Origin of the sequence: uncultured Campylobacter sp. (genome assembly GCF_938039205.1) — a bacterium.
Taxonomy (GTDB): Bacteria; Campylobacterota; Campylobacteria; order Campylobacterales; family Campylobacteraceae; genus Campylobacter_A.
Genome location: NZ_CALHVM010000005.1, coordinates 19,509 through 31,583, shown reverse-complemented (window position 1 = coordinate 31,583; position 12,075 = coordinate 19,509). Strand labels below are relative to the sequence as shown.

Annotated in this window: 17 protein-coding genes and 5 tRNA genes; 17 read left to right on the top strand and 5 right to left on the bottom strand. The window is 44.4% G+C overall.

Going from position 1 to position 12,075, the window contains the following annotated elements; translation table 11 throughout:
• Positions 1-3: 3 nt before the first annotated feature.
• From Q0394_RS00495 to ribA, 5 genes are read right to left on the bottom strand one after another with little or no spacing between them, the layout of a single operon-like run.
• Entirely contained in the window at positions 4-339 is a 336-nt protein-coding gene (locus tag Q0394_RS00495; protein WP_298944913.1) for a hypothetical protein, read from the bottom strand.
• Entirely contained in the window at positions 336-713 is a 378-nt protein-coding gene (locus tag Q0394_RS00490; RefSeq protein ID WP_298944911.1) for a hypothetical protein, read from the bottom strand. Before Q0394_RS00490 ends, Q0394_RS00495 begins: the two co-directional genes overlap by 4 nt.
• On the bottom strand, positions 710-934 hold the full coding sequence (locus Q0394_RS00485; RefSeq protein ID WP_298944910.1) for a PP0621 family protein: 225 nt from the start codon (positions 932-934) through the stop codon (positions 710-712). The genes Q0394_RS00490 and Q0394_RS00485 overlap by 4 nt, the downstream gene beginning before the upstream one ends.
• Positions 924-1,481 (bottom strand): 16S rRNA (guanine(527)-N(7))-methyltransferase RsmG, encoded by a 558-nt coding sequence (gene rsmG / locus Q0394_RS00480; RefSeq protein WP_298944908.1) that lies wholly within the window; start codon positions 1,479-1,481, stop codon positions 924-926. The genes Q0394_RS00485 and rsmG overlap by 11 nt, the downstream gene beginning before the upstream one ends.
• Positions 1,471-2,043 carry a GTP cyclohydrolase II gene (ribA, locus tag Q0394_RS00475; protein WP_298944906.1) on the bottom strand — a complete coding sequence of 191 codons (573 nt, stop codon included), beginning with the start codon at positions 2,041-2,043 and terminating at the stop codon, positions 1,471-1,473. The genes rsmG and ribA overlap by 11 nt, the downstream gene beginning before the upstream one ends.
• Positions 2,044-2,104: 61 nt before the next feature.
• Between ribA and hemB the strand changes: the two genes are divergently transcribed.
• The 17 genes from hemB to rplA all read left to right on the top strand — a co-directional run bounded on the left by hemB (position 2,105) and on the right by rplA (position 12,016).
• On the top strand, positions 2,105-3,076 hold the full coding sequence (gene hemB / locus Q0394_RS00470) for a porphobilinogen synthase (protein WP_298944904.1): 972 nt from the start codon (positions 2,105-2,107) through the stop codon (positions 3,074-3,076).
• Between the two features lie 162 nt (positions 3,077-3,238).
• A complete protein-coding gene (gene argF / locus Q0394_RS00465; protein ID WP_298944902.1) occupies positions 3,239-4,168 on the top strand; it encodes an ornithine carbamoyltransferase in 930 nt (309 codons plus the stop codon).
• 13 nt (positions 4,169-4,181) lie between these two features.
• On the top strand, positions 4,182-4,673 hold the full coding sequence (locus Q0394_RS00460; protein ID WP_004318434.1) for a DUF2603 domain-containing protein: 492 nt from the start codon (positions 4,182-4,184) through the stop codon (positions 4,671-4,673).
• The gene (hemN, locus tag Q0394_RS00455; RefSeq protein WP_298944900.1) at positions 4,670-6,031 is read left to right on the top strand and encodes an oxygen-independent coproporphyrinogen III oxidase; all 1,362 of its coding nucleotides are present in this window, start codon (positions 4,670-4,672) and stop codon (positions 6,029-6,031) included. Before Q0394_RS00460 ends, hemN begins: the two co-directional genes overlap by 4 nt.
• A 7-nt stretch (positions 6,032-6,038) precedes the next feature.
• Complete coding sequence (locus Q0394_RS00450; RefSeq protein WP_298944898.1) at positions 6,039-7,292, top strand: (Fe-S)-binding protein; 1,254 nt, start codon at positions 6,039-6,041, stop codon at positions 7,290-7,292.
• A 90-nt stretch (positions 7,293-7,382) separates the two neighbouring features.
• Entirely contained in the window at positions 7,383-7,823 is a 441-nt protein-coding gene (locus Q0394_RS00445; protein ID WP_298944896.1) for a hypothetical protein, read from the top strand.
• Between the two features lie 117 nt (positions 7,824-7,940).
• Positions 7,941-8,016: transfer RNA gene (locus Q0394_RS00440), tRNA-Thr, on the top strand.
• Between the two features lie 57 nt (positions 8,017-8,073).
• A tRNA-Tyr gene (locus tag Q0394_RS00435) sits at positions 8,074-8,158 on the top strand.
• Between the two features lie 8 nt (positions 8,159-8,166).
• A tRNA-Gly gene (locus Q0394_RS00430) sits at positions 8,167-8,243 on the top strand.
• 132 nt (positions 8,244-8,375) lie between these two features.
• Positions 8,376-8,450 (top strand) — tRNA-Thr (locus tag Q0394_RS00425).
• Positions 8,451-8,513: 63 nt separating this feature from the next.
• Positions 8,514-9,713, top strand: coding sequence for an elongation factor Tu (gene tuf, locus Q0394_RS00420; protein ID WP_002947618.1), 1,200 nt, complete (start codon positions 8,514-8,516; stop codon positions 9,711-9,713).
• Between the two features lie 53 nt (positions 9,714-9,766).
• Positions 9,767-9,937 carry a 50S ribosomal protein L33 gene (rpmG, locus tag Q0394_RS00415; RefSeq protein WP_004322121.1) on the top strand — a complete coding sequence of 57 codons (171 nt, stop codon included), beginning with the start codon at positions 9,767-9,769 and terminating at the stop codon, positions 9,935-9,937.
• An 8-nt stretch (positions 9,938-9,945) separates the two neighbouring features.
• Positions 9,946-10,021, top strand: a tRNA-Trp gene (locus tag Q0394_RS00410).
• 14 nt (positions 10,022-10,035) lie between these two features.
• Positions 10,036-10,215 carry a preprotein translocase subunit SecE gene (gene secE / locus Q0394_RS00405; protein ID WP_004322122.1) on the top strand — a complete coding sequence of 60 codons (180 nt, stop codon included), beginning with the start codon at positions 10,036-10,038 and terminating at the stop codon, positions 10,213-10,215.
• A 6-nt stretch (positions 10,216-10,221) separates the two neighbouring features.
• Positions 10,222-10,755: a transcription termination/antitermination protein NusG gene (gene nusG / locus Q0394_RS00400; RefSeq protein WP_298789682.1), complete on the top strand. Its 534-nt coding sequence runs from the start codon at positions 10,222-10,224 to the stop codon at positions 10,753-10,755.
• 10 nt (positions 10,756-10,765) lie between these two features.
• Positions 10,766-11,191 carry a 50S ribosomal protein L11 gene (rplK, locus tag Q0394_RS00395; RefSeq protein ID WP_004322124.1) on the top strand — a complete coding sequence of 142 codons (426 nt, stop codon included), beginning with the start codon at positions 10,766-10,768 and terminating at the stop codon, positions 11,189-11,191.
• Positions 11,192-11,311: 120 nt separating this feature from the next.
• Positions 11,312-12,016 (top strand): 50S ribosomal protein L1, encoded by a 705-nt coding sequence (gene rplA, locus Q0394_RS00390; protein ID WP_002947612.1) that lies wholly within the window; start codon positions 11,312-11,314, stop codon positions 12,014-12,016.
• Positions 12,017-12,075 lie beyond the last annotated feature (59 nt).

Here is a 12,075-nt window from a genome sequence, read left to right as displayed (position 1 = left end):
ATTTTACAAAAATATCTCGCCGCCCTCTTTTATCTTTTCTATGAGGGCGAAAATATCTTTCTCCGCTATGCGCATCGGAGCCGAGCCCAGCGTGCCTAGATCGTTAAAATAAATAGCGTCGTCCGAGTTTAATTTTATAAAAAATCCCAGGTCGCCGTCTTGGCCTATCATATAAAAACCGGGCTCGTAAAGCGCCACTTCGTACGTTTCGTTTCGCTCGGCTAGAGCCGCACGCCCGTATAGATACGCACCCGCTCCCGCTTCGTTAAAAACGTCTACGCACTCCTCGACATCGATATTTTCTAAAAATTTCAGATATAACGGCGGAAATTTTATCACCGTTTATCCTTGCCTATTACGGCGTTTTTAAGTATCGCGGCGTCCGCGCCAGTCTCGCTAAGCTCGGCTAGCTCGTTTTGGCTCTCTATGATAACGCAAATTTGAGCGTCAAATAGATAATCCTGCGCCAGTTTTGCCGCTTTGCCGGCAAGCTCGCGGGGCACGACGATAAATTTCGCTCCGGCCGCGTTTGCGACGATGATTTCGTTTAGATTTTCCGTCTCGACGCAAAACTGGGCGCCGAGCTCCTGCGCGCGCTTTATCGCGGCTGCGTCAAATTTAAACAAATTTTGCTTGCCCGCTTCTATCTGCTGGGCATTTTCTCGCCAAAACAGCGGCTCGTACGGCACTAGCTCGTGGCCGATTAGTTTCATTTTTTATCCTTTATACAGTCCTCGCAGACATAACCGCCGCCGCTTATTACGGCGTCTTTGGCCTCTATGAAGGTGCCGCATTTTTTGCATTCGACGAAATTTTGGGCCTCTTTATCCTCTTTTTTTGCGCCGCCTTTTACGCCTCTTTTGACGCGGGTTTTAAAAAATATCAAATAAATCGCGATTAAAACCGCAAAAAAAGCCAAAATTTTAAATAACATCGCCGCCCTTTATAAATACGTAATTTCGGTTGCCGCGCCCGTAAATTTGAGCTTTGAGCCCCTCTAGCTCGCTTTGTACACTGCTTCCTTTGTAAAGTAAAATTTGAGTTTGCGCGTCAAAAAAACCGTCGCAAATTTGCAAAAGATCTTTCGTTTTCATCAGCGCGCGGCTCGTGATTAGCTGCGCCGCAAACAGCTCGCCGTCCTCAATCTTGCAAGATTTTACGTGCACGTTGGTTAAATTTAGCTCGGCTTTGACGTAGCTTAGAAACGCCGATTTTTTCGGACTAGGCTCAAAGAGATGCCACTCACACTCCCTTAAAATCATCGCGAGAAATATCGCGGGGAAACCCGCTCCGCTACCCACATCGATCGCCGTTTTAGCGTCCAAAATTTGCGGGAAAATTTCAAGCGGAGCTATGCTATCGGCGATCTGCTCGTTTAATTTTTTGTAGTTAGTTAGGCTGTGCACGCGGTTAAATTTAGCCAAAATCTCGCTAAATTTCGCCGTTTGCGCGCTAAAATCTCGCGGCAGGTCAATTTTCATCTAGCATGTGCCCCATCTGCTCTTTTTTCACGCGCAGGTAGTTTTCATTAAATTTGTTCGCATGTATGACGATCGGCACGCGAGAGACGATTTGTACGCATTTTAGCCCGGACAGTTTTTTTGGGTTATTGGTTAGCAAATTTATTTTTTCGATGCCGAAGTGCTTTAAGATAAAATCCACGATCTCATACGTGCGCTCGTCGGCCTTAAAGCCTAGCTGGTGATTTGCCTCGATGGTGTCAAGGCCCTGGTCTTGCAGGTGGTAGGCGTTTACTTTGTTTAGTAGGCCGATATTTCGCCCCTCTTGGCGCAGATAAATCACCATGCCGCCGTGCTCCTCGATGTATTTTAGGCTGGCTTCTAGCTGGTCGCGGCAGTCGCATTTTAGGCTACCGATCGCATCGCCCGTTAGGCACTCGGAGTGGATGCGGACGTTTACGACCTCGCCGAAAGGTTTTTTATATATCGCCAAATGCTCCTTCTCACCCTCCTTAAATGCCTTTATCTCAAATATCCCGAAACGAGAGGGTAAATTTGCCGTATTTGAAAGCTCAATATTCATAAATTTTTAACTCCTATTATGTTACACTAAGCGTAAATTGTAGCGAAGTAAAAGGAAAATTATGTTTAAACGTTTTAGAAGGCTCAGGATAAATCCAGCGATCAGGGAGATGGTGCGCGAAACTAGCGTTGCGGCGAGCGATTTTATCTATCCGCTTTTTATCGTCGAGGGCAAAGGTATAAAAAAAGAGATAAGCTCGATGCCGGGCGTCTTTCAGATGAGTTTGGACGAAATTTTAAAAGAGTGCGAAATCGTGCGAAATTTAGGTATAAAAGCGGTGATATTGTTTGGAATCCCGAGCCTAAAAGATAGCGTAGGCAGCGATGCTCTAAGCGACGATGGCATCATAGCGACCGCGCTGCGAGCGATAAAGGATAAATTTCCTGATCTAGTCGTGATAACCGATCTTTGCTTTTGCGAGTACACCGATCACGGCCACTGCGGTATTCTAGATCACGTCCACCAGACCGTCGACAACGACGCGACGCTAGAGATCTCCGCCAAACAAGCGCTGATCCACGCTAGAAACGGCGCCGATATGATCGCTCCAAGCGGTATGATGGACGGCATCATCGCTACCTTGCGCGGGGCGCTGGATTTGAGCGGATACGAAAATTTGCCGATTATGGCGTATTCGACCAAATTTGCTTCGGCGTACTACGGGCCGTTTCGCGACGTGGCCGAGAGCGCGCCAAGTTTTGGCGATAGAAAGAGCTACCAGATGGATCCCGCAAACCGCCTAGAGGCCGTGAGCGAGAGCCTGGAGGACGAGGCGCAGGGAGCCGATATCTTGATGGTAAAGCCCGCGCTTGCGTATCTAGATATCATCCGCGATCTGCGCGAAGCGACGAGGTTGCCGATCTGCGCGTACAACGTGAGCGGCGAATACGCCCTGCTAAAAGCTGCGGCAAAAGCCGGCGTCATCGACTACGAGCGCGTGATGATGGAGACGCTAGTAGGATTTAAGAGGGCGGGGGCGGATTTAATAATCAGTTACCACGCCAAAGAAGCAGCCGCTTTATTAAGAAAATAGCGGCTTGTCTCGCGAGTATCTTTGCTTGATTTTGCAAATTTCGCCCTGCGATAGGCTACGTGCCTTATCTTGGGACGAAATTTACTTCAAAACAAGCAAATCTATCTCGCGATACTTCGCCTTGTAAATTTTATGGGCAAATTTGGGAATAAAGGGAGCAAAATGCGGCACTTTTTAACGTTAAACGATTTTAGCAAAGACGAAATCATAGAAATTTTAAATTTGGGTTTGCAGATAAAAAAAGAGGCAAAGGCGCGAGATTTCAAACCGTATCTCAAAGATCAAAAATTAGCGATGATATTTGAGAAAAGCTCGACTAGAACGCGCGTAAGCTTTGACGTGGGAATGAACGAGCTTGGCGGGCACGCGCTGTTTCTTAGCTCGAGCGATATCCAGATCGGGCGCGGCGAACCGATAAAAGACACCGCGCGCGTGATCTCGCGAATGTGCGATCTCATCATGGCTCGCGTTAATCGTCACGAGACGTTAGAAGAGCTTGCCAAATTTAGCCGCGTACCCGTGATAAACGGCCTTAGCGATAAATTTCACCCCGCGCAGCTGATGGCCGATATCATGACGGCGGTCGAATGCGGACTAAAAATAGACGAGATAAAGGCGGCGTTCGTGGGCGACGGCAACAACATGGCCCACTCGTGGCTGATGCTAGCTAGCAAGCTCGGCTTTGAGCTAAGGATCGCTACGCCAAAGGGCTACGAGCCAGACGCCGAGGTCGTAAATTTAGCGATGAAAAACGCTCAAATTTCGGGAGCTAAAATTTATCTAACTCATGACGTAAAAGAAGCCGTATCGGGCGCTAACGTCGTCACTACCGATACTTGGGTCTCGATGGGGCAAGAGGCGGAAAAAGAAAAGCGCCTGAGGGACTTTGCCGGATTTTGCGTGGATGAAAATTTGATAAGTTTAGCCGCGCCCGGCGCTATATTTTTGCACTGCTTGCCGGCCTACCGCGGATACGAGGTGAGCGAGGCGGTGTTTGAGGCGCACGCGGATGAGATTTTTGCCGAGGCGGAAAATCGCCTGCACGCGCAAAAAGGCGTGATGGTGTGGCTTGATAGGCATCGAAACGGGTAAGTTAAGGAAGTAAATGAAAGAAAAAAATCTACAAAAAACATACGAAAAAATCGACGAAATTTCGGGCGAGCTCGGGATAAAAGAGGGCGAAAAAACGATATTTGAGATCGTGCCGACAAGCGACCCTAATCAAATGAGCCTCAGCCTAAAAAGCGGCTCGTGGGACGGAGTGGAGCCGTGGTTCGGTATTGACGAAAATCAAAATTTGCACACGATGGTTTCGTTAAAATCGCTCTCGCAACTCATCGAAGCCTACCGCAACGTCCAAAAGGAAAATTTCGAGCTAAGGCTTGAAAAGACGATCTGGCAAAACGTGCCGATAGATTTCGCCGACGTTTGGGTCGTGGCGATGGACGAGATACGCAAGATCGCCGCAAAAAATAAAAACAAAAAAAGCATCGACGTAAATTTGGAAAAACTGGTAAAGGGTATCAAAAAGCAGTATCCAAATTTGTTCGTCGATATGCAGAATTTAATGAAAAATGCAAGGAATAAAACGCTATGATAGATTTTGACGCTTACGTGAAGTATTCGCGCCCGGGACCGCGCTACACGAGCTATCCGACCGCGCCCGAGTTTAGCGATAAATTTAGCTACGAAGACTACCTGCGGGAGCTAAAAAACCGAGACGCCTCGCGCCCACTTTCGCTTTATTTGCACCTGCCTTTTTGCCGCAGCGCCTGTTATTTTTGCGGTTGTAACGTGATCTATACGAGCAAAGAGGACCGCAAAACGCGCTATATGCAGTATCTGCAAAAAGAGCTAGATCTGCTAGCGGCAAACCTCGATACGAGCGCGCCCGTGCTGCAAATGCACTTTGGCGGCGGCACTCCGACCTTTTACGGCGCGGATCAGTTAGATGAAATCATCAAAATGATAAAGGTTAAATTTAAAAACTTCTCGCCCGAGGCTGAAATCAGCTGCGAAATCGACCCGAGATTTTTGACCCGCGAGCAGCTTGACGTACTCGTCTCCCACGGCTTTAATCGCATCAGCTACGGCGTGCAGGACTTTGACGAGCGAGTGCAAAAAGAGATCCACCGCATCCAGCCCTACGAAATCACCAAAAACGCCGTGGATATGGCGCGCGCCAAGGGCATAAACTCGATAAATATGGACCTGATCTACGGCCTGCCGTATCAGACGCTAGAGAGTTTTAAAGCGACGCTGGATAAGGCTTTGACGCTATCTCCGGACCGCCTGGCGGTGTTTAACTACGCGCACGTGCCGTGGATAAAAAAATCTATGCGTAAATTTGACGAAGCGACGCTGCCTAGCCCTAAAACCAAGCTTGAAATTTTAAAATACACGGCCGAGTTTTTTATCAAAAACGGCTACAAAATGATCGGCATGGATCACTTTGCAAAGCCGGTCGACGAGCTTTTCGGCGCGCTTGCTAACGGCACGCTTCATCGCAACTTCCAAGGCTACACGACTAAGGGCGGAGCCGATCTCATCGGCATCGGACTAACTAGCATCGGTGAGGGGCAAAGATACTACGCGCAAAATTTCAAGGACATGGACGAATACGAAAAAGCCCTAGATAGCGGCGTTTTACCGTATTGTAAAGGTATCTACCTAAACGACGACGATCTAATCAGAAAAGCCGTGATAATGAGCCTGATGAGTAACTTCGCCCTTGATATCAAGGCGGTTGAGGCTAAATTTGACATCAAATTTTTCGAGTATTTTAAAGATGATTTGGTCGAGCTTGAAAATTTGGGCGAATTTGTAACCGTAACGCCTGAAAAAATCAGCGTAAACGAGACGGGCACGCTGATCATCCGAAATATCGCGATGTGTTTTGACGCGTATTTGAAAAAAATACCCGAAAATTTACGCCGATTTTCAAAAACGGTTTGACGCGAAAATGTTTAAATTTAGCGAAATTTCGGATAAATGCGTAAAATGCGGCAAATGTATCCAAGTCTGCACGATCCACAAGATAAACTCCGACGAAACAACCTCTCCGCGAGGCTTTTTAGACCTTGTGGGAGCCTACGAGCGCGGCGAGCTAAAGCTTGATAAAAGCGCGAAAAATATCTTTGAGAGCTGTTTTTTATGTACGAGCTGCGTCGAGGTCTGTCCAAACTCCTTGCGCGTGGATACGGCGATAGAAAACGTCCGCCGCGATATCGCGGATAAATTTGGCATCGCGTGGTATAAAAAGGCGTTTTTTTGGCTACTGCGTCACCGTGCGGTTATGGATTTGGCGGCAAAGCTGGGCTATGTGTTTCAAAGCTGCGCGTTTAAGATCCGCGAAGGCGCAATGAGCCCGAGATTTAGCCTGCCGATGGTGAAAAAAGAGCGGCTTTTGCCCACTGCTAGCAAAAAGAGCTTTTTAAACTCGCACGCCGAGTTTATCGATAACGGCGGCGATAAAACCATCGGCGTTTTCATCGGATGTATGGGAAACTACGCGTATACGGGCATCGGCGAGGCTCTCGTTAAGATCGCCCGCGAGCTTGGGTTAAATTTAAATTTGATGAAAAAACAGGCCTGTTGCGGCGCGCCGGCGTATTTTACAGGTGATTTTGCGACGGTTGAGGTCTTGGCAAAGCGAAATATAGAGTATTTTGAAAAAATGCTGGGCGAACTAGACGCTATCATCGTGCCGGAGGCGACCTGTTCGGCGATGATAAAGATCGACTATGAGCACTTTTTTCATGACGACGAGCATTGGCGAGAGCGAGCAAAAGCTGTGAGCAAGAAGATATTTTTAGCGACGGAGTACTTTGAAAAATTTACAAATTTAGCTGAAATTTTGGCCAAAAAGGGTAAAAACTTGACATCCGTTACCTACCACGACCCTTGTCATGCTAGAAAAATGCAAGGCGTCTTTAAAGAGCCTCGCAAACTGCTCGCTCAAAACTACGAAATGACCGAAATGGAAGATCCAAACGAATGTTGCGGTTTTGGTGGAGTGACGATGCAGTCTGAAAAATATCATCTAAGCCGCGCAGCCGGACAAAGAAAATCAGAAATGATAAAAAACTCGGGCGCAAAGATCGTAAGCGCCGAGTGTAGCGCCTGTAAAATGCAAATTTCAAATGCGCTACATATCGGTGGCTCAGACGTGAAGTGCGAGAATCCGATAGAACTAATCGCAAAAGCGCTCGGCTAAAGCTCGGTGCTTAGTTTATATTTTTTATAGTATAATGACGAGACGGTCGTCGGGCGCCGCCAAATTTTGATAAATAATATAAGGAAATTCGTGAAAAAAGCGATAGTCGTCGTTTTGATGTTTTTTAGCGCACTGTTTGCAAACGACGAATATCATATTTTTGTGAGCGCTTTTGGCGACGACGTAAGCGAAAAGGCAATAGAAAGCGTGCGAGTGGCCGTCGAAAAAAAAGTAGGTGACCTTGAGGGCGTCGAAAAAGTCGTTAGCGGTAAATTTGGTAGATACCGTGCCATCGCGATAAAAACACAGCCTCTAAGTGGAGAAAAAATTAAAATTTTAATTAATAAAATAAAATCCGCAGGATACAAAGAGGCATATGCCGGGATGGTAAAAAGCGAAAATAACGACGATAAAGGCGCCCTTGATTCTAAAACCACTGCAGAAGAAAAAGACGTAACTATGCCGAAAAAACGAGGATTAAGAAAGAAGCCGGACCTATTTTTTAAAGAGGCACCGGAGCCAATGGGCTAAAATTTAGCTTGCATGTGCGACTAAATTCTAATTTTTTATCCTTATTTCCAAAAATTTTAAAAAAAGCTTGACTTTGAAAAGAAATTGGGCTATAATCCAACTTTCATAAATCAGGATGCTGGTGTAGCTCAGTTGGTAGAGCTACTGCCTTGTAAGCAGTGGGTCGGCGGTTCAAGTCCGTTCACCAGCTCCATTTCATAACAGTGTTTGACCAGAAATACCATTGCAAAGCATTTATTTTTTAAAATAGGGTGAGATACTCAAGTGGCCAACGAGGGCAGACTGTAAATCTGCTGACTATGTCTTCCGTGGTTCGAATCCACGTCTCACCACCATGCTACGCGCGGGAGTAGCTCAGTTGGCTAGAGCATCAGCCTTCCAAGCTGAGGGTCGCGGGTTCGAGCCCCGTTTCCCGCTCCAGATTTTGGAACTAAACTGGGAGCTGTAAGATGATAAAAATATTAAATTTTATACATTTTCTACGGCACACCTTTTTAATTTCATTTAGTTGTTTATGCTTTTTCAAAAATTCTCTAATGCCAAGAGTTTGACGCTCATATGGCTCAGAGGTAGAGCACTTCCTTGGTAAGGAAGAGGTCGCGGGTTCAAGTCCCGCTATGAGCTCCACGGATTTTAGAGAAGTAAAATTAAGTATAAACTTGAATTGCAAATATCATTACGGAGGAAGAGATGGCAAAAGAAAAATTTTCACGTAACAAGCCACACGTAAACATTGGTACTATCGGTCACGTTGACCATGGTAAAACAACTTTGACAGCTGCAATTTCTGCTGTTCTTTCAAGAAAAGGTCTTGCTGAGTTAAAAGACTATGATAATATCGACAACGCTCCAGAGGAAAAAGAGCGCGGTATTACCATCGCTACTTCTCACATCGAGTACGAGACTGAAAATCGCCACTATGCGCACGTTGACTGCCCAGGCCACGCCGACTATGTTAAAAACATGATTACCGGTGCGGCTCAAATGGATGGTGCTATCCTAGTTGTTTCTGCCGCTGACGGTCCAATGCCTCAAACTAGAGAGCACATCTTGCTTTCTCGCCAAGTAGGCGTTCCATACATCGTTGTTTTCATGAACAAAGCCGATATGGTTGACGATGCTGAGCTTCTTGAGCTAGTTGAGATGGAAATTCGCGAGCTTCTAAACGAGTACGATTTCCCTGGTGACGATACTCCAATCGTAGCAGGTTCAGCCCTACAAGCTCTTAACGAGGCTAAAGCTGGAACAGATGGCGAATGGTCTGCAAAGGTTCTTGAACTTATGGCTAGAGTTGATGAGTATATTCCAACTCCAGTACGCGCAACAGATAAAGATTTCTTGATGCCTATCGAGGATGTTTTCTCTATTTCTGGTCGCGGTACAGTTGTTACCGGTAGAATTGAAAAAGGCGTGGTAAAAGTCGGCGATACCATCGAAATCGTAGGTATTAGACCAACTCAAACTACTACTGTTACCGGCGTCGAAATGTTTAGAAAAGAGATGGATCAAGGCGAGGCAGGCGACAATGTAGGTGTTCTTCTAAGAGGCACAAAAAAAGAAGATGTTGAGCGCGGTATGGTTCTTTGCAAACCTAAATCAATTACTCCTCACACTAAATTTGAGGGCGAAGTTTATATTTTAACAAAAGAAGAAGGTGGACGCCATACCCCATTCTTTAACAACTATAGACCGCAGTTCTATGTAAGAACGACTGATGTTACAGGTTCTATCACTCTTCCAGAAGGAACAGAGATGGTTATGCCTGGTGATAACCTAAAGATAACTGTTGAGCTTATTGCGCCAGTTGCTCTTGAAGAGGGAACTCGCTTTGCGATCCGCGAAGGTGGTAGAACTGTTGGTTCAGGCGTTGTTTCTAAGATTCTAGCATAAACTAATTTATAATTTTTAGCGGAGATTGTTCTCCGCTTTTTTGAAGGGAATTTATGGCAAAAGGTAATAGAATAAAAGTTGGTCTTAAATGTTCTGAATCAGGTGATATAAATTACACCACAGTGAAAAATAGCAAGACAACGACTGAAAAATTAGAACTAAAAAAATATTGCCCAAGACTAAAAAAACATACTGTTCATAAAGAAGTTAAGTTAAAGAGCTAAGGCTTTTTAGGGCAATAGCTCCAACGGTAGAGCGCTGGATTCCAAATCCAATGGTTGGGGGTTCGAATCCCTCTTGCCCTGCCATCAGAAGGTTAAAAATGGAAAAAATAATAAATTATATAAAGCTTTCGCGCGCTGAGATTGGAAAGGTAATTTTTCCACTCAAAGAGCAAATAAGAAATGCTTTTATAACAGTTTTTGCTGTAGTAGCTATTGTTTCACTTTTTTTAGCTCTTGTTGATGCAATTATGTCTTTCTCTCTTTCAAAGCTGATTTAAGGTTGAATCATGGCACATAAATGGTATGCGATTCAAACTTACGCCGGTAGCGAAATGAGCGTAAAGAGAGCTATTGAAAATTTGGTTAGAGATAATCACATTGAAGAACAACTAAAAGAGATTATAGTTCCTACTGAAGATGTAATAGAAATCAAAAACGGCAAGAAAAAAATAAATGAAAGAAGTCTTTATCCTGGATATGCTTTTGCATATCTTGATTTGGATACGGCTCTTTGGCACAAGATTCAGTCTCTTCCTAAAGTTGGTAGATTTATAGGCGAGGCGAAAAAACCTACGCCACTAAGCGAAAAAGATATAAATTTAATTTTAGAAAAAGTCCAAAAGCGAGCTGCTCCTAAACCAAAAATTTTCTTTGATAACGGAGAAAATGTTCGTATTACGGAAGGGCCTTTCGCGAATTTTACTGGTATAGTAGAAGAGTACGATATGATACACGGAAAGCTAAGGCTAAATGTTTCAATATTTGGCAGAAGCACCCCAGTTGAAATTTTATATTCACAAGTCGAGAAGATAGTATAAGGAGAAGTTTATGGCTAAAAAAGTTATAGGCGAAATTAAATTACACATTGCTGCTGCAAAAGCAAATCCAAGTCCTCCGGTAGGCCCGGCTCTTGGTCAGCAAGGCGTTAATATTATGGAATTTTGTAAAGCATTCAATGAAAGAACAAAAGATATGGCTGGCTTTAGGGTTCCAGTTGTTATTACCGTTTATGCTGATAGAAGCTTTACATTTATCACTAAACAGCCGCCTGCTACGGATTTGATTAAAAAAGCTGCAGGCATAGAAAAAGGTTCGGATAATCCGTTAAAAAATAAGGTAGCTAAGCTTACAAAAGCTCAGGTACTTGAAATAGTAGAGAAAAAAATTGCCGACTTAAATACTAAAGATAGAGAGCAAGCAGCTAAAATTATTGCTGGTTCTGCTCGCTCAATAGGAATTACGGTAGTAGATTAATCCTTTTACCACATAAGGATTTTATAAAGTTAAGTTTATGCGCACGCGTTAATATTTATAGCGCGTGTATTTTAAATTTGACAATGTGGAAGCATAAAATTTAAAAATGCGGAGAAATTAATGTCAAAAAAAACTACAAAAAGATTTGGTAAGCTACTTGAAAAAGTTGATACTACTAAAACCTACTCTTTAGCAGATGCTATCGATACTGTAAAATTACTAAAAAGCGCCAAATTTGACGAAACAGTCGAAATTGCGCTAAAACTCAACGTCGATCCAAGACATGCCGATCAAATGGTTAGAGGCTCGGTAGTGCTTCCTGCAGGAACTGGCAAAACCGTTCGCGTAGCCGTTATAGCAAAAGATGCAAAAGCCGATGAAGCAAAAGCCGCCGGTGCTGATATAGTTGGTAGCGACGAGCTTGTTGAGGATATCCAAAAAGGAATTATGAATTTCGACGTTCTTATTGCTACTCCAAATTTGATGGGCTTAGTCGGTAAAGTAGGACGAATTTTAGGACCAAAAGGTCTTATGCCAAACCCAAAAACAGGCACTGTTACCATGGATGTGGCTCAAGCGGTTAATAACGCAAAAAGCGGTCAAGTTAATTTTCGCGTAGATAAGCAAGGAAATATACACGCTGGCCTTGGTAAAGTTAGCTTTTCAAAAGAGCAATTAAACGATAACATTTCAACTCTTATCAAAGCGGTAAATAGACAAAAACCTGCGGCAGCAAAAGGTAGATATATTAAGAGTGCCGCTTTATCATTAACTATGAGCCCTTCTGTTTTACTTGAGACTCAAGAGCTTATGGATCTACGCTAATTTAGCTAATAATTTTTATCTTAGATTGGAGATAGCAGAGGCTTTTGCTTAATCGTGCT